The 21,654-nt window shown below is 64.1% G+C and carries 22 protein-coding genes; 12 read left to right on the plus strand and 10 right to left on the minus strand.

The genetic code is table 11. The annotated features are described in order from the left end of the window. The first annotated feature begins 66 nt into the window (after positions 1 to 66). From ehuA to doeB, 9 genes are all read left to right on the plus strand, one after another. Positions 67 to 852 (plus strand): ectoine/hydroxyectoine ABC transporter ATP-binding protein EhuA, encoded by a 786-nt coding sequence (ehuA, locus tag FJ956_RS09275; protein WP_140675175.1) that lies wholly within the window; start codon positions 67 to 69, stop codon positions 850 to 852. Between the two features lie 113 nt (positions 853 to 965). Then, entirely contained in the window at positions 966 to 1,817 is an 852-nt protein-coding gene (ehuB, locus tag FJ956_RS09280; protein WP_140643249.1) for an ectoine/hydroxyectoine ABC transporter substrate-binding protein EhuB, read from the plus strand. A 205-nt stretch (positions 1,818 to 2,022) separates the two neighbouring features. Then, complete coding sequence (gene ehuC / locus FJ956_RS09285) at positions 2,023 to 2,682, plus strand: ectoine/hydroxyectoine ABC transporter permease subunit EhuC (protein WP_140675178.1); 660 nt, start codon at positions 2,023 to 2,025, stop codon at positions 2,680 to 2,682. Beyond that, positions 2,682 to 3,341 (plus strand): ectoine/hydroxyectoine ABC transporter permease subunit EhuD, encoded by a 660-nt coding sequence (gene ehuD, locus FJ956_RS09290; RefSeq protein WP_140675181.1) that lies wholly within the window; start codon positions 2,682 to 2,684, stop codon positions 3,339 to 3,341. The genes ehuC and ehuD overlap by 1 nt, the downstream gene beginning before the upstream one ends. A 5-nt stretch (positions 3,342 to 3,346) precedes the next feature. Beyond that, positions 3,347 to 4,123, plus strand: a complete 777-nt coding sequence (gene eutA, locus FJ956_RS09295; RefSeq protein ID WP_140675184.1) for an ectoine utilization protein EutA — start codon at positions 3,347 to 3,349, stop codon at positions 4,121 to 4,123. A 5-nt stretch (positions 4,124 to 4,128) separates the two neighbouring features. Further along, positions 4,129 to 5,118 (plus strand): hydroxyectoine utilization dehydratase EutB, encoded by a 990-nt coding sequence (eutB, locus tag FJ956_RS09300; protein ID WP_181170147.1) that lies wholly within the window; start codon positions 4,129 to 4,131, stop codon positions 5,116 to 5,118. Continuing rightward, a complete protein-coding gene (locus FJ956_RS09305; protein WP_140675191.1) occupies positions 5,115 to 6,107 on the plus strand; it encodes a cyclodeaminase in 993 nt (330 codons plus the stop codon). The genes eutB and FJ956_RS09305 overlap by 4 nt, the downstream gene beginning before the upstream one ends. Positions 6,108 to 6,143: 36 nt before the next feature. Further along, on the plus strand, positions 6,144 to 7,322 hold the full coding sequence (gene doeA, locus FJ956_RS09310) for an ectoine hydrolase DoeA (protein ID WP_140675194.1): 1,179 nt from the start codon (positions 6,144 to 6,146) through the stop codon (positions 7,320 to 7,322). 5 nt (positions 7,323 to 7,327) lie between these two features. Further along, entirely contained in the window at positions 7,328 to 8,332 is a 1,005-nt protein-coding gene (doeB, locus tag FJ956_RS09315) for a N(2)-acetyl-L-2,4-diaminobutanoate deacetylase DoeB (protein WP_140675197.1), read from the plus strand. Positions 8,333 to 8,348: 16 nt separating this feature from the next. On the opposite strand, the gene FJ956_RS09320 is transcribed toward doeB, so the two are convergent. Genes FJ956_RS09320 through cyoA form a run of 7 tightly spaced genes read right to left on the minus strand, consistent with a single transcriptional unit; the run spans position 8,349 to position 15,238 of the window. Beyond that, positions 8,349 to 8,882 (minus strand): response regulator transcription factor, encoded by a 534-nt coding sequence (locus FJ956_RS09320; RefSeq protein ID WP_210241581.1) that lies wholly within the window; start codon positions 8,880 to 8,882, stop codon positions 8,349 to 8,351. Beyond that, positions 8,872 to 10,224: an ATP-binding protein gene (locus FJ956_RS09325; protein WP_140675203.1), complete on the minus strand. Its 1,353-nt coding sequence runs from the start codon at positions 10,222 to 10,224 to the stop codon at positions 8,872 to 8,874. The genes FJ956_RS09320 and FJ956_RS09325 overlap by 11 nt, the downstream gene beginning before the upstream one ends. Then, positions 10,221 to 11,045, minus strand: a complete 825-nt coding sequence (locus tag FJ956_RS09330) for an SURF1 family protein (protein ID WP_140675206.1) — start codon at positions 11,043 to 11,045, stop codon at positions 10,221 to 10,223. Before FJ956_RS09330 ends, FJ956_RS09325 begins: the two co-directional genes overlap by 4 nt. Beyond that, positions 11,042 to 11,416 (minus strand): cytochrome o ubiquinol oxidase subunit IV, encoded by a 375-nt coding sequence (gene cyoD, locus FJ956_RS09335; RefSeq protein ID WP_140675209.1) that lies wholly within the window; start codon positions 11,414 to 11,416, stop codon positions 11,042 to 11,044. The genes FJ956_RS09330 and cyoD overlap by 4 nt, the downstream gene beginning before the upstream one ends. Next, on the minus strand, positions 11,413 to 12,039 hold the full coding sequence (cyoC, locus tag FJ956_RS09340; RefSeq protein WP_140675212.1) for a cytochrome o ubiquinol oxidase subunit III: 627 nt from the start codon (positions 12,037 to 12,039) through the stop codon (positions 11,413 to 11,415). Before cyoC ends, cyoD begins: the two co-directional genes overlap by 4 nt. 9 nt (positions 12,040 to 12,048) lie before the next feature. Next, positions 12,049 to 14,046: a cytochrome o ubiquinol oxidase subunit I gene (gene cyoB / locus FJ956_RS09345; protein ID WP_140675215.1), complete on the minus strand. Its 1,998-nt coding sequence runs from the start codon at positions 14,044 to 14,046 to the stop codon at positions 12,049 to 12,051. A 10-nt stretch (positions 14,047 to 14,056) separates the two neighbouring features. After that, positions 14,057 to 15,238 carry a ubiquinol oxidase subunit II gene (cyoA, locus tag FJ956_RS09350; RefSeq protein WP_140675217.1) on the minus strand — a complete coding sequence of 394 codons (1,182 nt, stop codon included), beginning with the start codon at positions 15,236 to 15,238 and terminating at the stop codon, positions 14,057 to 14,059. Between the two features lie 244 nt (positions 15,239 to 15,482). Between cyoA and FJ956_RS09355 the strand changes: the two genes are divergently transcribed. Then, complete coding sequence (locus FJ956_RS09355) at positions 15,483 to 16,796, plus strand: MFS transporter (protein WP_140675219.1); 1,314 nt, start codon at positions 15,483 to 15,485, stop codon at positions 16,794 to 16,796. 130 nt (positions 16,797 to 16,926) lie between these two features. On the opposite strand, the gene FJ956_RS09360 is transcribed toward FJ956_RS09355, so the two are convergent. Beyond that, positions 16,927 to 17,946, minus strand: a complete 1,020-nt coding sequence (locus tag FJ956_RS09360; protein WP_140675223.1) for an NAD-dependent epimerase — start codon at positions 17,944 to 17,946, stop codon at positions 16,927 to 16,929. Between the two features lie 205 nt (positions 17,947 to 18,151). Continuing rightward, positions 18,152 to 19,243, minus strand: a complete 1,092-nt coding sequence (locus FJ956_RS09365) for a helix-turn-helix transcriptional regulator (RefSeq protein ID WP_140675227.1) — start codon at positions 19,241 to 19,243, stop codon at positions 18,152 to 18,154. A gap of 219 nt (positions 19,244 to 19,462) precedes the next feature. On the opposite strand from FJ956_RS09365, the gene FJ956_RS09370 reads away from it, so the two are divergent. Together FJ956_RS09370 and FJ956_RS09375 are read left to right on the plus strand one after the other, a co-directional pair. After that, a complete protein-coding gene (locus FJ956_RS09370) occupies positions 19,463 to 19,903 on the plus strand; it encodes a hypothetical protein (RefSeq protein WP_140675231.1) in 441 nt (146 codons plus the stop codon). Positions 19,904 to 20,033: 130 nt separating this feature from the next. Continuing rightward, complete coding sequence (locus tag FJ956_RS09375; RefSeq protein ID WP_181170154.1) at positions 20,034 to 20,510, plus strand: hypothetical protein; 477 nt, start codon at positions 20,034 to 20,036, stop codon at positions 20,508 to 20,510. A gap of 45 nt (positions 20,511 to 20,555) precedes the next feature. Here FJ956_RS09375 and FJ956_RS09380 read toward each other — a convergent pair whose 3' ends face one another. After that, on the minus strand, positions 20,556 to 21,641 hold the full coding sequence (locus FJ956_RS09380; protein ID WP_140675234.1) for a hypothetical protein: 1,086 nt from the start codon (positions 21,639 to 21,641) through the stop codon (positions 20,556 to 20,558). Positions 21,642 to 21,654: the final 13 nt, after the last annotated feature.

Here is a 21,654-nt window from a genome sequence, read left to right on the forward strand (position 1 = left end):
AATTGACATGATTTGGCACGTTTCGCATCGTTAAGGGCATAGGCTTCTCCAGAACGGGGAAATGGATTGCCCGCGCCCATCATCAAGGTTGATGCGATTTCCAAGAGCTTTGGCTCCTTCAAGGTGCTGGACGGCCTGTCGATGCAGGTCATGCCCGGCGAGAAGCTGGCGCTGATCGGCCCGTCCGGCTCCGGCAAGACGACGATCCTGCGCATCCTGATGACGCTGGAGAAGATCGACGGCGGCCATATCCAGGTCGACGGCGAGCAGCTCTACCACATGGAGCGGAACGGCCAGCTGCTGCCGGCCGACGAGCGGCACCTGGCCAGGATGCGCCAGAAGATCGGCATGGTCTTCCAGCTCTTCAATCTGTTTCCGCACAAATGCGTCATGGACAATGTGACCCTGGCGCCGATGCTGACCAAGCGCGTCGCGCGCGCCGCCGCCGAGAAGCGGGCGATGGAGCTGCTCGACATGGTCGGCCTCGCCGACAAGGCGAAGGCGATGCCGGCGCAGCTTTCCGGCGGCCAGAAGCAGCGCGTGGCGATCGCAAGAGCGCTGGCGCTGTCGCCCAAGATCATGCTGTTCGACGAGGTCACCTCGGCGCTCGACCCGGAGCTCGTCGAGGAAGTGCTCAACGTCATGCGCAAGCTCGCCGCCGAGACCGATATGACGATGCTGCTCGTCACCCATGAGATGGGCTTCGCCCACGACTTCGCCGATCGCGTGCTGTTCTTCGACCGCGGACGGATCGTCGAGGAAGGCAAGCCCGATGAGATTTTCCGCCATCCCAAACAGGAAAGAACCCAGAGCTTCCTGAAGAAGATCATCGCGGCCGGACATCGCGTCTGACCGCAATGCAAACGAGCGACGTAGTCGTCTCGGGGCGGCGTAAGCCGTCCACGGGCGGCCAGAGGCCGTCCCGAACCAAGCAAACCAAGAAGACAAACAAGGAGTTGGGAACAATGAAGAAACTTGGCATTCTGGCTGGCGTCGCCGGCCTCGCGCTGACCTCCATGCTCGCCGCCACGAGCGCGGGTTCGGCCGACGACAGCAAGCTCGAGCAGTTGAAGGCGCAGGGCTTCGCCCGCCTCGCCATCGCCAACGAGCCGCCCTATACGGCGGTGGCCGCCGACGGCAAGGTTTCGGGCGCGGCTCCGGACGTTGCGCGCGAGATCTTCAAGCGGCTCGGCGTCGCGGATGTCGTGGCCTCCATCTCCGAATATGGCGCCATGATCCCCGGCCTGCAGGCGGGCCGCTTCGACGTCGTCACTGCGGGCCTGTTCATGAAGCCGGAGCGCTGCGCAGCGGTCGCCTATTCCGAGCCGGTGCTTTGCGATGCCGAGGCGCTCCTGGTGAAGAAGGGCAACCCGAAGGGCTTCAAGAGCTATGAGGACATCGCCAAGGATACGTCGGCGACCGTCGGCGCGCCTGGCGGCGGCACCGAGGAGAAGCTGGCGCTGAATGCCGGCGTGCCGCGCGACCGCGTCATCGTCGTGCCGGACGGCCAGAGCGGCCTGAAGATGGTGCAGGACGGCCGCATCGACGCTTATTCGCTGCCGGTGCTCTCGATCAACGACCTGGTCAAGAAAGCCAACGACCCGAACCTCGACGTCATCGCCCCGGTGGTCGGCGCGCCGGTCTATTGCGACGGCGCCGCCTTCAAGAAGGGCGACGAGGCGCTGCGCGATGCCTATGACGTCGAGCTCGCCAAGATGAAGAAGTCCGGCGAGTTCGCCAAGATCATCGAGCCCTACGGCTTCTCGGCCGCGGCCGCGATGTCGACGACGCGCGAGAAGCTCTGCTCGGCGAAGTAGGGGCTTCTTATCCTTCTCCCCGTTCAACGGAGAGAAGATGTCACGAAGTGACAGATGAGGGGCGGCGGCATACCTTCGTAAGTCTGCGCTGCCCCTCATCTGCCTACCCGTCCTACGCAGCAGCTGCGCTGCAGCTACGGAGGGTAAACCGGCATCCTCTCCCCGTTAACGGGAGAAGGAAGCTAACCGCAAACGTTGGAACCCCATGACCCAGTGGTCCGGCTATCTCGGCCTGATATTGCAGGGAGCGATTGTCACCATCGAGCTGACGCTGATGGGGTCGGTGCTTGCGCTGATCATGGCCTTCCTTGCCGGCATGGGGCGCGTGTCGCGCTTCGTCATCCTGCGCGCGATCGCCACGGTCTATATCGAATTCTTCCGCGGCACCTCGATCTTCGTGCAGTTGTTCTGGGCCTATTTCGTGCTGCCTTTCGCCGGCCTGTCGCTGACGCCGCTGCAGGCGGGCGTGCTGGCGCTGGGCTTGAATGTCGGCGCCTATGCGGCGGAAGTGGTGCGCGGCGCCATCCTGTCGGTCGGCCGCGAGCAATACGAAGCCTGCACGGCGCTCAATCTCGGCCGCTGGCAAGGCATGCGCCATGTGATCCTGCCGCAGGCGCTGCTGGTCATGCTGCCGACCTTCGGCAACAACGCGATCGAGCTGCTCAAGGCGACGTCGGTCGTCTCGCTGATCTCGCTCGCCGACCTGACCTTCCAGGCGCAGGTGGTACGCTCGCAGACCGGCAGCACGCTGATGCCCTTCGTCTCCGTGCTGGTCATCTATTTCGCGCTGGCGCTGATCATCTCCTGGGGCGTTCGCACGCTGGAACGCCGCATGGCGCGCGGGCTTGATGGGGTGCGTGTCTGATGGACTGGGATTGGAACTTCGTCTGGGAGATCATGCCGACCCTGATCCAGGGGGTGAAGATCACCATCCTGGCGACGGTGCTCGGCTCGATCCTGGCCGCGATCGTGGGGCTTGGGATCGCGCTGGCGCGACGCTCGGAGAACCGGTTCGTCGCGCGCGGCGTCGGCTGGTTCGCCGAGTTCATCCGCGGCACGCCGCTCCTAGTCCAGCTCTATTTCATCTTCTACGTGCTGCCCGATATCGGCATCCTGTTGCCACCGCTGGTGGCGGGCGTCATCGGGCTTGGCCTGCATTACGGCACCTACACCGCCGAGGTCTATCGCGCCGGCATCGACAATGTGCCGCGCGGCCAGTGGGAAGCGGCCAAGGCCTGCAATCTCAATGGCCGCCACACCTGGACGCATATCATCCTGCCGCAGGCGATCCCGCCGATGATCCCGGCCCTGGCCAATTATTTCATCGCCATGTTCAAGGAGACGCCGCTGCTTTCGGCGATCACGGTGCTGGAGCTGATGAACCAGGCCAAGAGCGTCGCCAACACCTACTACCGCTACATCGAACCGATGACGCTGGTCGGCGCCTTCTTCCTCGTCATCAGCCTCTGCTCCGTCGTGCTCTTGCGCTGGCTGGAGCATCGCTACGGCAGGATCGAAAGATGAAAGTCATGAAACCTTTGCCTGAGATCCGCCTCGAAACGGCGCGCCCCGCGCTGGACGAGCGTCCGCTGCAAAAGCGCGTCGGCCTGATTGCGCTTGCGACCGACCACACCAGCGAGGTGGATTTCCGCCGCATGGTGGCGAGCGAGCGCGTCGGCGTCTATGTGGCGCGCATCCCCTATGCCAACCCGACCACGCCGGAGAATCTGCGCAAGATGCAGCCGTCGCTTTCGGCGGGCGCGGCGCTCATCCTGCCGGACGAGCCACTCGATGCGATCTGCTACTCCTGCACCTCGGCCTCCGTGGTGATCGGCGATGCCGAGATCGAAGCTGCCATCCAGGCGGCCAAGCCAGGCGTTCCCGTCGTCACCCCGCCGATGGCCGGCATGCGCGGCCTGAACGCCTTCGGGGTGAAGCGCATCAGCATTCTCACGCCCTACACCGTCGAGACCAGCCGGCCGATGGCAGCCTATTTCGCATCACACGGCTTCGATATCCAGAGCTTCTCTTGCCTCGGCTTCGAGGACGACCGCGAGATGGCGCGGATCACGCCGGTGTCCCTTGTCGAGATGGCGCGCAAGGTCATGCATCCCGAGGCCGAAGCGCTGTTCGTCTCCTGCACCGCGCTGCGCGCCGCGCTCGCCGTTCCCGGCATGGAAGAGGCGATCGGGCGTCCGGTCGTCACCAGCAACCAGGCCAGCGCCTGGAATTGCCTGCGGCTGTGCGGCGACGACACGCCGCGACCGGAGTTCGGCCGGCTGTGGACCAAGCCTCTGGCGCAGTGATCGAAATGCCAGTTACGCTTCTGCATATTCGCGCAGCGCGCGAACGCATTGCCGGCAAGGTCGAGCGGACACCCTGCGTGCTGTCGCAAAGCCTGTCGGAGCGTACCGGCAGCCCGGTTCATCTCAAGCTGGAACACCACCAGACCACCGGCGCGTTCAAGCTGCGCGGCGCCTCCAACGCCATCGCCGCGTTGAGCGCAAAAGAAAGATCGCGCGGCGTCGTCGCCGCCTCGACCGGCAATCACGGCCGCGCGCTGGCGCATGCGGCGAGGCTTGAAGGCATCCGCGCGGTGATCTGCATGTCGAGGCTGGTGCCGGAAAACAAGCTCGACGCCATCCGTCGCCTCGGCGCGGATATCCACATCGTCGGCAACAGCCAGGACGACGCCCAGCAGGAAGTCGACAGGCTGGTGGCGGAAGAAGGGCTGGTCATGCTGCCCCCCTTCGACCATCCCGGCATCATAGCCGGCCAAGGCACGCTTGGCTTAGAGATCATGGAGCAGGTTCCAGATACCGCGGCGGTGCTGGTGCCGCTCTCCGGCGGCGGGCTGGCGTCCGGCGTCGCGGCGGCGGTCAAGGGCGTGAGTCCAGGCACCAAAGTCATCGGCGTCTCGATGGCGCTGGGTGCCGCGATGAAGGCCAGCCTCGATGCCGGCCGCCCGGTGCAGGTCGAGGAACTGCCGACATTGGCGGACTCGCTCGGCGGCGGCATCGGCATCGACAACCGGCTGACCTTCGCCATGTGCCGGGACCTGCTCGACGACGTCGTCCTGCTTGCCGAGGACGAGATCGCCGCCGGCATCCGCCATGCCTATGAAGAGGAGCGCGAGATCGTCGAGGGCGCGGGCGCTGTCGGCATCGGCGCGCTGCTTGCCGGCAAGGTCTCGATGACTGGCCCGACCGTCCTCATCCTCTCCGGCCGCAACATCGACATGGCTCTGCATCGTCGCATTGTCTGCGGCGAGGCGGCCACAGCAACGGAGCGCACCGCATGAGCCGGATGACAATTCTCAGCGAAAGCGATCTGCGCAAGATCGTGACACTCGATCTCGACGCCGTTGCCTGCGTCGAGGGCGCTTTTCGCGCCCTGGCCACGCTGCCGGTGGCGATGCCGCCGATTCTTAGGCTCGACATTCACGAGCATCGCGGCGAGGTCGACGTGAAGTCCGCCTATGTGCCCGGCATAGACGGTTTCGCCGTCAAGATAAGCTCCGGCTTCTTCAACAATCCGACGCTGGGCCTGCCGAGCGGCGGCGGCATGATGGTGCTGCTTTCGGCCAAGACCGGCGTGGTCGAGGCGCTGCTGCTCGACAATGGCTATCTGACCGACATCCGCACCGCCGCCGCCGGCGCGGTCGCGGCCAGGCATCTGTCGCGCGAAGACTCCAAGGTCGCGGCGATCTTCGGCGCCGGTTTGCAAGCCGGCCTGCAGCTCGAAGCGCTGCGGCTCGTGCGGCCGATCGAGGAAGCGCGTATCTGGGCGCGCGACGCGGCCAAGGCGGAGGCGACCGCCGCGCGCTTGCGCAAGAAACTGGGCATTGCCGTGCGGGTCGAACCGGATGCAGCGAAGGCGGCAGCCGAAGCCGACATCATCGTCACCACCACGCCTTCGACCGAGCCGCTGATCAAGCCGGGCTTCGTCACCGCCGGCCAGCACATCACCGCGATGGGCTCGGACGCCGAGCACAAGAACGAGATCGCGCCGGCGATCCTGCGCATGGCCGACCTCTATGTCGCCGACAGCGCCAAGCAGACGCGGCGCCTCGGCGAGCTTCACCACGCCATCGAGGCGGCGGTCTTCGCCGCCGATGCCGAGGTGACGGAGCTCGGCCAGATCGTCGCCGGCAGCAGGCCCGGCCGGCGCTCGGCCAGCGACATCACCATCGCCGATCTCACCGGCACAGGGGTGCAGGACACCGCGATCGCCACTTTGGCTCGCGACCGTGCGCGCGCCGCCAATGCCGGGCTCAATTTCGAAAGTTGATGCTGGCCGCCAGGCCCAACAAACGAGGACAACAAAATGCAGCCAAACCTGAAATTCTCGCGGAGCGAATTTGCCGATCGCCTCGCCAAGACGCGCAAAGCCATGGAGGCGAAGGGCGTCGATCTGCTGATCGTCAGCGATCCTTCCAACATGGCCTGGCTGACGGGTTATGATGGCTGGTCCTTCTATGTGCATCAGGCGGTCGTGGTGCCGCCTTCGGGCGAGCCGGTCTGGTACGGCCGCGGTCAGGACGCCAACGGCGCCAAGCGCACCGCCTATCTCGCGCATGACAACATCATCGGCTACGCCGACCACTACGTGCAGTCGACCGAGCGGCACCCGATGGACTACCTTGCCAGCGTGCTTGCCGAGCGCGGCTGGGACAAGCTCTCCATCGGCGTCGAGATGGACAATTACTGGTTCTCGGCCGCCGCCTTCGCGGCGCTGCAGAAGCATTTGCCAAACGCCCGCTTCGCCGACGCCACCGCGCTGGTCAACTGGCAGCGCGCGGTGAAAAGCCCGACCGAGATCGACTACATGCGCAACGCCGCCCGCATCGTCGAGGCGATGCACCAACGCATCGTCGACAAGATCGAGATCGGCATGCGCAAATGCGATCTCGTCGCCGAGATCTATGACGCCGGCACACGCGGCGTCGCCGGCATCGGCGGCGACTATCCGGCTATCGTGCCGCTGCTGCCGTCGGGCGCGGATGCCTCGGCGCCGCATCTCACCTGGGACGACAAGCCGATGAAGGTGAACGAAGGCACGTTCTTCGAGATCGCCGGCTGCTACAATCGCTATCATTGTCCGCTGTCGCGCACCGTCTTTCTCGGCAAGCCGACACAAGAATTCCTCGATGCCGAGAAGGCGACGCTGGAAGGCATGGAAGCAGGCCTTGCCGCGGCAAAGCCGGGGAATGCTTGCGAGGACATCGCCAATGCCTTCTTCGCCGTCTTGAGGAAATACGGCATCGTCAAGGAGAACCGCACCGGCTACTCGATCGGTCTGTCCTATCCGCCGGACTGGGGCGAGCGCACCATGAGCCTGCGCCCCGGCGACCGCACCGAGCTCAAGCCCGGCATGACCTTCCATTTCATGACGGGACTGTGGCTGGAGACGATGGGGCTGGAGATCACCGAGTCGATCCTGATCACCGACACCGGCGTCGAGTGCCTGGCCAATGTGCCGCGCAAACTGTTCGTGAAGGACTGAGGCCGATGTCCGCTTTGCGTCCGTCGCCAATTTCGCCGACCGTCGACTTCGAGCGCGACGGCGTCCAGCACGGCTTCCTGCGCCTGCCCTACAGCCGCGACGATTCCGCCTGGGGCTCGGTGATGATCCCGGTCTGTGTCGTGCGCAACGGCAAGGGCTCCACGGCGTTGCTCACCGGCGGCAATCACGGCGACGAGTATGAGGGGCCGTTGGCGCTTTACGAACTCGCCCGCACGCTCGATCCGAAAAATGTCTCCGGCACGGTCATCATCGTGCCGGCGATGAACTATCCGGCGTTCCGGGGCGGCACGCGCACCTCGCCGATCGACAAGGGCAACATGAACCGCTCCTTCCCCGGCCGCCCGGACGGCACGACGACCGAGAAGATCGCCGACTATTTCCAGCGCGAGTTGCTACCGCGCGCGGACATCGTCTTCGACTTCCATTCGGGCGGCAAGACGTTGGATTTCGTGCCCTTCTGCGCCGCGCATACGCTGCCGGACAAGGCGCAGGAGAAAAAAGCCTTCGCCGCGGTCGAGGCTTTCTCGGCGCCCTTCTCGATGCGCATGACCGAGATCGACGCGGTCGGCATGTATGACACGGCCGCCGAGGAAATGGGCAAGGTCTTCGTCACCACCGAGCTCGGCGGCGGCGGTACCTCGCGCGCCGAGACGGTGCGGATTGCCAGGCGCGGCATCCTCAACGTGCTCCGCCATGCCGGCATCGTCGATGGTGCGGTCGAGAAGAGCAGAACCCAGTGGCTCGACATGCCGTCGGGCGATTGCTTCGCGTTCGCCGAGGATGACGGCATGATCGAGACGATGGTCGATCTCGGCGAGCCCGTGGAGGACGGCCAGGTTGTGGCGCGCATCCATCCGGTCGGGCGCACCGGGCAGGCGCCGCAGGAGATCAGGGCCAGGATGTCGGGGCTGCTCGCCGCGCGTCACTTCCCGGGCCTGGTCAAGGCGGGCGACTGCGTCTCGGTGCTGGCCGTGGCTGTTCGGGGATAATCCTGGCGCAGCGCCCCTACTGCACCACGCGCTTCTCGAGCTTGCGGGCGAGCGTGCGCCGGTGCAGGCCGAGCCGGCGCGCGGTCTCGGAGATGTTGAAGCCGGTCTCGACCAGCGTTTCGTGGATGCGCTCCCATTCGAGGTTCTTGATCGAGGTGGGGCGGCTGGTGAGCGGCACCGAAACGTCGCCCTCGGCGCGGCCGAAGGCGGCTTCGATGTCATCGGTGTTGGCGGGCTTGGCCAGATAATGGCACGCGCCGAGCTTGATCGCCTCGACAGCCGTGGCGATGCTGGCAAATCCCGTCAGCACGACGATCCGCATCGACGGATTGCGGGCGCTGAGCAACTTGACGCATTCGAGACCCGATCCCGCTCCGAGCTTGAGATCGACGACGGCGTAGTCCGGAACGGCCGTTTCGAGCGCGACAAGCAGAGCCTCGCGGTCGTGGCAGACCACGACGTCGTAATCGCGCTTGTCGAAGGAACGCTTGAGCGTCCGCGCGAAGGTCTCGTCGTCCTCGACGACAAACAAGGATCGATCAGATGTCACGATCGTCTCCATCGGTCAGCGCCGCCAGCGGCAGCGAAAGGGTAACGCGGGCGCCCTCGGCCATGTTGCGCGCCGAAACGTCGCCGCCGAGCTTGCGCACCACATTGAACACCAGGAAGAGGCCAAGACCGCCGCCTGGCCGCCCCTTGCTCGACATATAGGGCTGGCCGAGCGAGGCCAGAATATCCTTGTCGAAACCCGGTCCGCGATCCTCGACGGAGAACACCAGCTTCTCATCCTGCCGCTCGGCGGTGATGCCTACCCAATCGTGCGATGCTTCCTGGGCATTGTCGAGCACATTGAAGATCACTTGCTTCAGCGCCGTGTCGGACACGATCTGCTCGTCGGGCTCGAAACCGTTGCTGTAGTCCAGCTTGAGGGGCTGACGGCTGACACGCCACTCCTGGACGAGGTCGTCAAGGAATTGGCGGATCGTGGTGCGGATCGTGCCCTCGCCCCGCGCCTGGCCGGAGGACATGAGGATGCCCGTGACGATGCTTTTGCAGCGCTCGATCTGCGCCTGCATCTCGGCCACGTCCTCGGAAAGCTCGCGGTTGCGCTTGACGCCCTGCATCTGGCGCCAGTCGGACAGGATGACCGATATGGTCGAGAGCGGCGTACCGAGTTCATGCGCGGCGCCTGAGGCCAGCAGGCCCATGCGCACGATGTGGTCTTCCTCGGCCGAACGCTGGCGCAGGTCGGCGAGGTAGGCATCGCGTTCGCGCAGGTTGCGGTTGATGCGCGTCATGAAGATCACGATCAGGCCGGCCGCGAGCACGAAGCAGATGAACATGCCGCGCAGATGCAGCGCCAGGAGGTCGCTGCCGCCATGATGCGGCAGCGCGATCGGCTGGAAAACGAAGATGAGGAAGACGAAACAGGCCGAGGCGGCCACCACCAGGATCCAGGTCGACCATGGCGCCAGCAGCGCGGCGCCGAGCGTGATCTGCAGCAGATAGAGCGACACGAACGGATTCGAGGCGCCGCCGCTCAGGTAAAGCTGCGTCGTCAGCGCCGCCATGTCGAAGATCAGCGCGACGAAGAGCTGCGCGTTGGAGATGCGGCGATTGCCGCGCAGGGCGAGCAGGCTGAAGATGTTGAGCCCGACCAGGAAAAGCACGACGCCGGCCATCTCGGCGAGCGGCAACGGGATCGCGAACCAGTATTGCGTCACCAGGATGGTCAGCACCTGCCCCGCCACCGCCAGCCAGCGCAACTGGATGAGGAGCAGCAGGTTCTTCCTGTTCGTCACGTCGGAATTCGAGGCGGCGCCCCCCTGACCGGCGGGCGGAACCGTCAGGATCGGTTTGTCGCGATGAAACCGCGCGATCGAGATGTTCATCTTGCCGCGTCTCGCTTCCGACGTCCGGCGAAGATCGGCCTGGCAAGCGCGATCGCCAGCATCGCTGCCAGGGCAAACCAAGTCATAGCATAGACCAGATGGCTGTTGCGGAAGGTGACGACGGTGAGCCCACCGCGCGGCCAGCCGGCCGCGCCGGACACCTCGGCATCGATGAAATACGGCGCGACATCCGCCACGCCGCGCGCCTTGGCGATTGCCGCGACGTCACGCGAATACCAGCGATTGGCCGCCGGATCGTTGCTGCGCAGGAAACCGCCGCGCGGTTCGCTGATGCGCAGCAGCCCGTCGACCGTCGCTGGCGCGGTGAACCCGCCGCCCTCACGCTCGAACTCGGCCTTGCGTTCCTGCGGGATGAAGCCGCGGTTGACGAGGGCCGTGAAACCGCGGTCGTCGCGCATCGGCGTCAGCACCCAATAGCCGCCGCCAAGCTCGGTCACCGCCTGCACCAGCGTGTTGGCACCGCCCTGAAAGCGTCCGGTCAACCGCACATGGCGATATTCGTAGTCAGACGCGCTCAACCCGCTCCAGTCCCGCGGACCAGACGCATCGACGACGGGAGCATGGATGCGCTGGTCGACGCGGGCGATCAGGTCGAGCTTCCAGACCCGCCTTTCCAATTGCCAAATCCCGAGCCCGAGAAACACCAGAACGCCGAGAAGCCCCAACAGCGCAGCCAAGAATCGCGACGCGGAGCCCTTCGAGGCGGCGTGAGAGCCGATACCTGCCCGGCCGATCATGTCCTTTGCCTCGACTTTGACCCTCCCCGTGCCCGACACACCCATACCCGAAATTGGGCTCATGGCATCTGCCGCATCTCGTGAAGCCCGGGCATCATGTTGGCGTTGAGGTGGTACATCACCCAGAGCGAGCCGCTGAGCACGATGACGACGAGGATCACCGTGAAGATCAGCGCCAGCATCGACCATCCGCCTTCCGAGGCGGGGTTCATATGTAGGAAGAAGACCATGTGCACCACGATCTGCACCACCGCGAAGGCCATGATGATGATGGCCGTGGCCTGCTTGTTGTCGATGGCGCCGCTCATGACCATCCAGAACGGGATGGCGGTGAGGATGACCGACAGGACGAAGCCGATCAGATAGCCCCTCAGCGACCCGTGCGCGGCGCCGCCATGGGTGTGGTCGCGATCGACATGATCATGCGCGCTCATCTGAGCATCCCCATCAGATAGACGAAGGTGAAGACGCCGATCCAGACGACGTCGAGGAAGTGCCAGAACATCGAGAGGCACATCAGCCGGCGGCGGTTGGCCTCGATGAGGCCGTGCCTCGCGACCTGCACCATCAGCGTCACCATCCACACGATGCCGAAGGTCACGTGCAGGCCGTGCGTACCGACCAGCGTGAAGAAGGACGACAGGAAGGCGCTGCGCTGGGGCGTCGCGCCCTCATGGATCATGTGCGCGAATTCGTAGAGCTCGATGGAGAGGAACGCCAGGCCGAACAGGATGGTCACCACGAGCCAGGCTTGCGTCGCGCCGATGCGGCCCTTGTCCATGGTCAGCATGGCAAAGCCATAGGTGATCGAGGATAGCAGCAGCATGGTGGTGTTGACCGCCACCAGACCAAGATCGAACAGGTCCTTCGGCGCCGGACCGGCCGCGTAATTGCCGCCGAGCACGCCAAAGGCCGCGAACAACATGGCGAAGATCAGGCAGTCGCTCATCAGATAGAGCCAGAAGCCGAGCATGGTGCTGCCGCCTTCGGCGTGCGCGTGCTCCTCTTCCAGGTGGAAGACCGGTGCGGTATCGGCCGTGATCGCCGTCGATGCCATGCTCGAACCCTAGCTCTGGGCGGCGAGGAGCGTCGTCCTCGCCTCTTCCGTTTGCGCGACCTCGGCAGCCGGGACGTCGAAGTCGCGGTGGTAATTGAAGGTGTGGCCGATGGCGGTGGCGATGAGGCAGACGAAGCTCAGCGCTGCCAGCCACCACATGTACCAGATCAGGCCGAATCCGAGCGCGACGCTGAAGACAGCGAGGATCACGCCAGTGCCGGTGTTGCTCGGCATGTGGATCGGCTTGAAGCCGGACAGAGGACGCCGGTAGCCCGCCTTCTTCATGTCCCACCAGGCGTCGTTGTCGCGGATGACCGGCGTGAAGGCGAAGTTGTAGGCCGGCGGCGGCGAGGAGGTCGACCATTCGAGCGTGCGGCCGTCCCAGGGATCGCCGGTGACGTCGACCAGTTCCGCGCGCTTGCGGATGGAGACGAAGATCTGGACCAGGAAGGCGGCGATGCCACAGGCGATCAGGACCGCGCCGAAGGCGGCGATGACGAACCAGATCTGCAGCGAGGGATCGTCGAACACGCGCATGCGGCGCGTCACGCCCATCAGGCCGAGGATGTAGAGCGGCATGAAGGCGAACCAGAAGCCGAGCACCCAGCACCAGAACGAGACCTTGCCCCAGAACGGATCGAGCTTGAAGCCGAAGGCCTTCGGCCACCAATAGGCGATGCCGGCGAACAGGCCAAACAGCACGCCACCGATGATGACGTTGTGGAAATGCGCGATCAGGAACAGGCTGTTGTGCAGCACGAAGTCGGCCGGTGGCACGGCAAGCAGCACGCCGGTCATGCCGCCGACGGTGAAGGTGAGCATGAAGGCTACCGTCCACATCATCGGCAGTTCGAAGCGGATGCGGCCGCGATACATGGTGAACAGCCAATTGAATATCTTGGCCCCGGTCGGGATCGAGATGATCATCGTGGTGATGCCGAAGAAGGAATTGACGCTGGCGCCGGAGCCCATGGTGAAGAAGTGGTGCAGCCAGACGAGATAGGACAGGATGGTGATGACCACCGTGGCGTAGACCATGGAGGTGTAACCGAACAGGCGCTTGCCGGAGAAGGTCGAGGTGACCTCGGAGAAGACGCCGAACAACGGCAGGATGAGGATGTAGACCTCCGGGTGACCCCATATCCAGATGAGGTTCACATACATCATCGGGTTGCCGCCGAAGTCGTTGGTGAAGAAGTTGGTGCCGACATAGCGGTCGAGCGCGAGCAGCGTCAGCACCGCCGTCAGCACCGGGAAGGACGCCACGATCAGAACGTTGGTGCAGAGCGAGGTCCAGGTGAAGATGGGCATGCGCATCATCGTCATGCCGGGGGCGCGCATCTTGATGATGGTGCATATCAGGTTGATGCCGGACAGCGTCGTGCCGACGCCGGCGACCTGCAGCGCCCAGATGTAGTAATCGACGCCGACGTCGGGACTGTAATTGATGCCGGAGAGCGGCGGATAGGCCAGCCAGCCGGTGCGGGCGAATTCGCCGACGAACAGCGAGGCCATGACCAGGATGGCGCCGCCGACCGTCATCCAGAAACTGAAATTGTTGAGGAAGGGGAACGAGACGTCGCGCGCGCCGATCTGCAGCGGCACGACGAAGTTCATCAGCCCGGTGACGAAAGGCATCGCCACGAAGAAGATCATGATCACGCCATGGGCGGTGAAGATCTGATCGTAATGATGGGCGTTGAGATAGCCCTCCGAACCGTTGAAGGCGATGGCCTGCTGCAGGCGCATCATGATGGCGTCGGAAAAGCCGCGCAGCAGCATGACGAGGCCGAGCGCCATGTACATGATGCCGATCTTCTTGTGGTCGACGCTGGTGAACCACTCGCGCCACAAATAGCCCCAGAGCTTGAAATACGTGATGGCGCCAAGAACAGCGACACCCCCGAGCGCCACCACGATGAAGGTGCCGACGACGATAGGCTCGTGCAGCGGCAGCGAGTCCAGAGTGAGGCGGCCGAAGATGAATTTTGTCAGCGTCTCAGGCATCCGCCATTCCTCACAATTCGAAGCGCAGCAGGCCGAGCGATGGCGTCTCGGCGTCGGCGCGGCGGCTGCCTGCCCCTGGACTGAGCAGCCCCGCCCCGCGCAATGGCGAAAGATCGCGCACCGGCCAGTATTTCGCGTCGGCATCGCGGGCCGCGCGCGAGGCGGCGGCCGCTTCTTCCGCCGTGCAGATGCTGGCGACATAGGACGGATCGTTGCCGAACACGGCGCCGCGCCGGGCAAGCTTGTCATATTGCAGCGGCAGGGTGTTGCGCACGCCGGCGAGCCCCAGGCCGCCCTTGGCGTCGATCGACATCATCTCGTTCATGCACATCTTGCCGCGCTCGACGCACAAATTGAGGATGGCGCCATAAAGGTCGGGATCGACGGAGGCGTAATGGCGGACTGGCTCGTTCTCGCTCGGACGTTCGAGCGCGAGATAACTGTCTCGGTTGAGCGTGGCCTGCGCGCTCTTGGTCTGCGTCACCCAATCGGCGAAGCCCTGGTCGGAGAGGCCGTGGAACGCAAAGCGCATGCCGGAGAAGCCGGCGCCGCTGTAGTTGGCCGAGAAGCCGGTATAGGTGCCCGGACGGTTGATGACGGCGTGCAGCTTCGTCTCCATGGCGGGCATGGCGTAGATCTGCCCGGCAAGGGCTGGAATGTAGAAGGAGTTCATCACCGTCGAGGACGTAATGCGGAAGTCGATCGGCTGGTTGACCGGCGCCGCCAGCTCGTTGACGGAGGCAATGCCGTAGTCGGGATAGATGAAGAGCCATTTCCAGTCGAGCGCGACGACCTCGACCTTGAGCGGCTTGTGGTTCTGGGTGACCGGCTGTCCTGGTTCGATCCGGTCGATGCGCCGGTAGGGATCGAGCAGATGCGTGCCGAGCCAGGTCAGCGCGCCCAGGCAGATGATGACGAGCAGGGGTGCCGCCCAGATCACCAGCTCCAGCTTGGTCGAATGGTCCCAGTCCGGCGTATAGGTCGCCGTGGTGCTGGATTGCCGGTAGCGCCAGGCAAACAGCACGGTCAGCGCCATGACGGGCACGATGATGAGCAGCATCAGCAGTGTCGAGACGACGAGCAGGTCGCGCTGCTGCACTGCCACATCGCCCGCGGGCGCCAGCACGACCAGATCGCAACCGCTCAGCAGCACGGCGAGCGGAAAAAGAAGCAAGGCTCCGGATCGTCTCATCAAACGCTGCCCTCGATGGCCCTGCACCAAGATCTTTGCAGGTTGCGATGCGATATGGACCAACGGCTACTGCCGCAGGCACGGCGACGACATTGGACAATTTGTCCAATGCCCAGTCGGTATGGCTTTCGCGAAAGTGTGCACGCATAATGGGATGACGACAACATCGCATCTCGATGACGACATATCGCATCGGGACGATGACAATCGCGTTCCGAACTTGAGCTCGGTGGCGACGGAAACGATGGCTGAAACTTCGACTTCCGGAACGGACAGCAGGCTGATCGGCTCGCATCACGGCCAGGTCAGCGCGGGCGATATCGCGGTCGGCGTGATCATCGGCAGGACGTCGGAATTCTTCGATTTCTTCGTCTATGCGATCGCTTCCGTGATCGTGTTCCCCAAGCTTGTGTTCCCAACGCACGACCCGCTGGTCGGAACGCTCTACTCCTTCGCCATCTTCGCGCTGGCCTTCATCGCGCGCCCGTTCGGCACCGTGCTGTTCATGGCGATCGACCGCGCCTATGGCCGCGGCGCCAAGCTGACGATCGCGCTGTTCCTGCTCGGCACCTCGACGGTCGCCATGGCATTCCTGCCCTCCTATGAGGATGTCGGCGCGGCCGCCGCCTGGCTGCTGGCGCTCACCCGCTTCCTGCAGGGCCTGGCGCTCGGCGGGACATGGGACGGACTGCCCTCCCTCCTGGCGCTGAACGCGCCGCAGAACCGGCGCGGCATCTATGCGATGATCCCGCAGCTCGGCGCGCCGATCGGGCTCATCGTGGCAAGCTCGCTGTTTGCCTTCTTCGTCGCCAACCTCTCGGCCGACGATTTCTTTGCCTGGGGCTGGCGCTATCCCTTCTTCGTCGCCTTCGCCATCAACGTCGTGGCGCTGTTTGCCAGGCTGCGCATCGTGGTCACGCCCGAATTCTCGAAACTCTACGAGAGCGGCGACCTGCAGCCGACGCGCATCAGGGAGATGGTTCGGACTGAAGGACGCAACGTCGTGGTCGGCGCCTTCGCGCCGCTGGCGAGCTTTGCCCTGTTCCATATGGTGACGGTGTTCCCGCTATCCTGGGTGTTCCTGTTCACCAATGAGGGCCCGGAACGTTTCCTGGTCATCGAGGCGGTGAGCGCGCTGTTCGGCATCGCGGCTATCGTGGCATCGGGGCCGCTGGCCGACCGTGTCGGACGTCGTGCCTTGCTCGGCGGCGGCGCCGTCGCCATCGCCGCTTTCAGCGGCTTTGCCCCACAGCTTCTCAACGGCGGCACCGTCGGCGAGACGGTGTTCATGGTGCTCGGCTTCATCCTGCTGGGCCTAAGCTTCGGGCAGTCCTCGGGCGTCGTGGCATCGAGCTTCTCGCGCCAGCACCGCTATACCGGCTCGGCGGTGACGTCGGACCTGGCCTGGATGTTCGGCGCCGGCTTCGCGCCGCTTGCCGCCCTGCTTCTGGCCGGCAATTTCGGCCTTATCGCCGCCGGCGCTTACCTGCTTTCGGGCGCCGCCTGCACGCTGATCGCGCTCTGGATCGACAGGCAAGCGTCGACGACCGACCGCTAGACCGTGATGGCGCTTTCGTTGAATCGCCATCACGGTCTAACTCTTTGTTGGGGCATGATCTTTCTCCGAAAACCGGTTCCCACTTTTCGGGATCATGCCCTGGTACATTGTCGCGGCGGCAGGCGCCTAATCAGACCTGGTAGAAATCCCGGTACCATTCCACGAAGCGCGGGACGCCGATCTCGATCGGGATCCTGGGCTTGAAGCCGATCACCTCCTCGAGCGAAGTCACATCGGCGAAGGTCGCCGGAACGTCGCCCGGCTGCAGCGGCATCAGGTTGCGGATCGCCTTGCGCCCGAGAGCATCTTCCAGAACGTCGATCAGCCGGCTGAGCTCGACGGGCGAGCTGTCGCCGATGTTGTGGATCCTGAACGGCGCGGTGCTCGTCGCCGGGTCCGGCGCAGCGCTTTTCCAATCGGGGTTGGGTGTCGCGGGATGATGCATGACGCGGACCACCCCCTCGACGATGTCGTCGATGTAGGTGAAATCGCGCTGCATGTTGCCATGGTTGAAGACATCGATCGGCTGGCCGGCGAGGATGGCCTTGGTGAAGATGAACAAGGCCATGTCGGGCCGTCCCCATGGACCGTAGACGGTGAAGAAACGCAGGCCCGTCGTCGGCAGCCCGAACAGATGGCTGTAGGTGTGGGCCATCAGCTCGTTTGCCTTCTTGCTGGCGGCATAGAGGCTGAGGGGATGGTCGGCGGAATCATGCACCGAGAACGGCATGCGCGTGCTGCCGCCATAGATCGAGCTCGACGAAGCGTAGACGAGATGGCCGACCGAGGCCTGCCGGCACCCTTCCAGGATGTTGAGGAAGCCGTTGAGATTGCTTTGCGCATAGACGTGCGGATTGACCAGCGAATAGCGGACGCCCGCCTGTGCGGCGAGATTGACGACGATCTCCGGCGCGACCGACGCAAAGACCCCCGAGATTCCGTCACGGTCGGCGAGATCGACATGCTCGAAACGAAAGTTTGGGAACGCCTTCAGCCGCTCGAGCCGCGCCTGTTTCAGCGTGACGTCGTAATACTCGTTCATGGAATCGAGGCCGACAACCAGCCGGCCTTCGGCAAGCAGCCGCTGGCAAAGGTGAAAACCTATGAAGCCGGCCGCGCCGGTGATCAGGATCGGCCTGCTCGACGTCAATGCATACCCCTAACGTTGTAGCCAGACCATTTACCGACCGATCGCCCGCGGACTGTCTGCGGATCAACGCAGCCCAGGCCGATCTTGGCGACAGGTTCGGGCACGCCTTGAATTCCTCAGGCTGGTCGAAACTTGCGCCTTTTATGGCAGGCCGGCGACGAATTCAACGATACGCTGTCTTTTGCCATTCCCAGGTAGCTCCCGGTCATCGCGCCGGCGGTAGAGCCAGCGGCTGCAGCGTCTTCAACATGGCGACCAGCTGGCTCTGCTGATGGGTGCCGGTTTTCTGGAAGACGCGCTCGAGATAAGTGCGGGCGGATTTGACGGTGATGCCGCCCCGCGCGGCCGTTTCCGCCAAAGTGAGGCCGGCGGCAAGATCGGCTGCCAGCCGTGCCTCCGCCGGCGTCAGATCGAACAAGGCGTTGAGCAGGCTCGCCGAAGGCACAAGCGCGCTCGGCTTGACGGGCGTGGCCATCACAAGGATGTCGGCGTTGCCGAAGATGTCGTGCGCCGCGCGCCGCAGCGGCAACAGATGGACGACGAAAGGCGCCTCGCCGCCGATGCCCGGCACGGGTATCGATCCGACCGAATTGTCGGTACGGCTCATGCCGGTCACGGCCAGCTGGAACAGCCGGTTGGCGTCGCGGTCGGCGATTGCCAGCCCGCCATAGGCCACGGGCAGGAAGGCCGTATCGAGCCTGTCAAGATGTGGGTTGGTGGCCATGACGCGCCCATTGGCCGACAACACGGCTGCCGGCAACCCAAGCAGGTCGAGCGCCGAGGTGGCGGCCTCCGCCCGCTCCACCCGCAGCCGGCCGGCGACAAGGCTGGCGCGGGCCAGATGCGGCCGCAGCGCGTCGAGCCCGTCGACCTCGCCTTGCGCGAAGCCGCCGTCCCGGATCCATTTCTGGAAGACGAAGGTCGCCAGCTCGCCAGTCGGCATCGGTATCGCGGTGCACAGATGCGCGCCGATGCCGAATTGCCGCAGCATGATACGGGCCGGATCGCGCTCGATCTCATCGGGGCTCATAAAGTCATCGACGCGCACGAAGCTCGCTGGCTGCAAGCCGCACATCTTCTGCACACTGTCGCAGAACTTCCAGAAATCGCCCTTGATGAACTCGTCGAACAGCGGCCGCAGATTGTCGAGCGTCGTTCCGCGCGGCGGGCCGTCGTCGCTGAAGAAGAAGACCTGAGCGCTGGCCGCGTTCGACAGGCCGCTCGCTTTCTGGAGCACCGACTTCCATCGCTCCGGGACGAAGGCCGCCTCGTATATGGTTTCAATCAGATCGATCATGGCCGCCTTTAGGAACGATGCGGGCCGCGCAGGCCCAGAAGGCACCAGTATCCGACAGCGCAAATGCAATCTCAAGCCAATGCTTATATGCGAGCACGGTCAGGGTTCGGACCGGGCAACGCGGAATGAGATTTTGCGCATCGGCCCGATTGGGGATTTGCTTTTCTTGGTGATCCCCCTTCATTGGGGCAAACTGCTAGCGGGCTGTCAGGAGGAGAAATGAGAGCACGCGCGGCGACGGTCGGAGACTTGGAAGATGTTTTCCACGGCCTGTCCAAGCGAATGTCGGACGAATATGTGGCGGCCGGCAAGGACAGCAAAAGCGCCTATGACAATCTGATGATGAACCTGAAGGAAGGCCGGGCGCATGCGCTCGTCCAGGACGACAGGACGGTGGCGATCATCGCCTGGCACGAGCATGCGGACGCCGCCGATACGCTCTTTGCCGCGCAGGAGGATTTCTTCAACGCCGCGACGGTCCGCTTCTGCAGGCGCCACATCCGCCATGTCCAGGCGCTCGCCGGCAACCTTCCCATACATTCGCGCAGCTGGCTGGACAGGCCCGACGTAGCGAAATGGTTCCGCGTGATCGGCTATGTCGACCGCGGGCGGGAGGACGGCGCCACCCTGTTCGAGCTGCCGCCGGCCGCCAATAGCTGACGAAAGCCTGGCCGCTCCTTGCGGCCCCCGAATACGGGGCGGCTTGCGCGAAAATCCGATTGGAAAGATTGTAGGCGCAGGCAGCCGGGCAAGCCGGCGCGCCGGATCGGGATGGCTGCTGGAAATCGGGATGCTGCGCGTCTGCCTGGCCCTTGTCGCCATCGCTGCTCTGACGAGACCGTCGGGGGCGGAGACACGCGCGTCCCATCTTTTCGATCGTCCCGAGCTGTCGGCGGCATATTCGGGCCAATCCGATCTCGTCACCGCATACACGACCGGCATGGCGCGCTACCGGCTTCAATATTCGGGCCATACGGACCAGGCCGGTTTGGCCGCCCCGCTCGAGCCTCGGCTGCTGCGGCCTGAATTCCAACAACGGACATGGCGTTCCTCGGATGGCAGCCTGCTGCAGGGCTTTGCCGGCAAGGGCGGCTTCCGGCTGACCGCAGGCAACTGCGTGACCCGCATCTGCATGGCCAGCGAATGCAGCGAGGCCGGCTGGCCGCTTTACGCCTGCAGCGACGGGCGCAAGCGCAAAATGTCGGTCAAAAGCTTTGTGACGGCAACATTCGACGGCATCTCCTACCGGCGGTTGAGCGCGCCGTGAGCCCAGCGGCTAACTAGCTTGGCGAGTATCATGCCGATCGATCGTTCAACTTGTCGCTGGCGGGCCTAATGGACTGGCAAGGCGTTTCTTCAACCTGCGCAACGAGAGGGTTCGTCTTAGATCGAACCAGCCTATACGCCGCCGCACGCGTCGCATGGCTGAAGCGTGGACCCTATCCACGTCTTGATTGCCGCGACCGAGATCCAGAACGACGGGGGATGGCGGCCGCAAGAGTGCTCGCAGCGCGTGCGCGTGCATCTCGGCATATTTGCTGTAATTCACGGCGGCGTCCCAGTTGGGCGGCCGCGCCAGGACGGTAGGATTGCTGTTTATTTCGAAAGTCTGGACGCGCCCGTCGACAATACCATAGTCGATTCGGCCATAGTCGATGCCCGCCAGGTCGAAGGCGCGCTCGATTTGAGAGGCGTGCGGATTCTCAGCGACGTAGGCCCGGCTTTCTGCCCTGTCCGCCTCGGTGAAACGGGTACTTGGAAACTTGATGTACCAGTTTTCGTTGATGAAACAGTGCTGCGGGTAGATGGTCGGTCCAACCTTGTAGGCCGAATATTTTCTGAAGCGGCCGTCCGATGACGGCACCGCTCCATATTCGACAATCATCAAATCCGGATTGCGTCGGATCTTCGGCGGAAGGCCCGCGATTGCGGCGTCCAGAGCGCCCGCGCTGTCCAGCAAGCCAGTCAAGGGCGGATCATGCCGGCTTTCCCAGCGCACGAAGACCGGGAACCGCCGGATGGCGTGGCGATCATCAAGACGATGCACGTCGAAAGCATTGAGCCCGGCTGCCTCCAGCCGCTTCAGAAGATCGAATCGACCCGGAACTTTCGCCGGATTGTTGAGCAACAGCGCGGCGGGGTCCTGCGCGGAAATGCTTTGGTGAAGCTGCGAAGCGGCCTGCAACTGGGCAGCGGACAGCCTTTCGAAGTCCGTGAAAATGAAATTCCCGGTGGCGGTCCGGCCAAGCCGATCGATCTTCTCGTAGGGTATTATTCGCAAAAGATCGCCCAGGCCATGGTGATAATAGCCAAGGAACACCCCGATCGTGTAAGCATGTCTCTGGGTACAGAGATAGTAGATCGGTGCTGACGTTGCAGCCGCGATCATGGAAAGCATGACCGCGCTGAGC

Source organism: Mesorhizobium sp. B2-4-3 (assembly GCF_006442815.1).
Classification (GTDB): Bacteria; Pseudomonadota; Alphaproteobacteria; order Rhizobiales; family Rhizobiaceae; genus Mesorhizobium.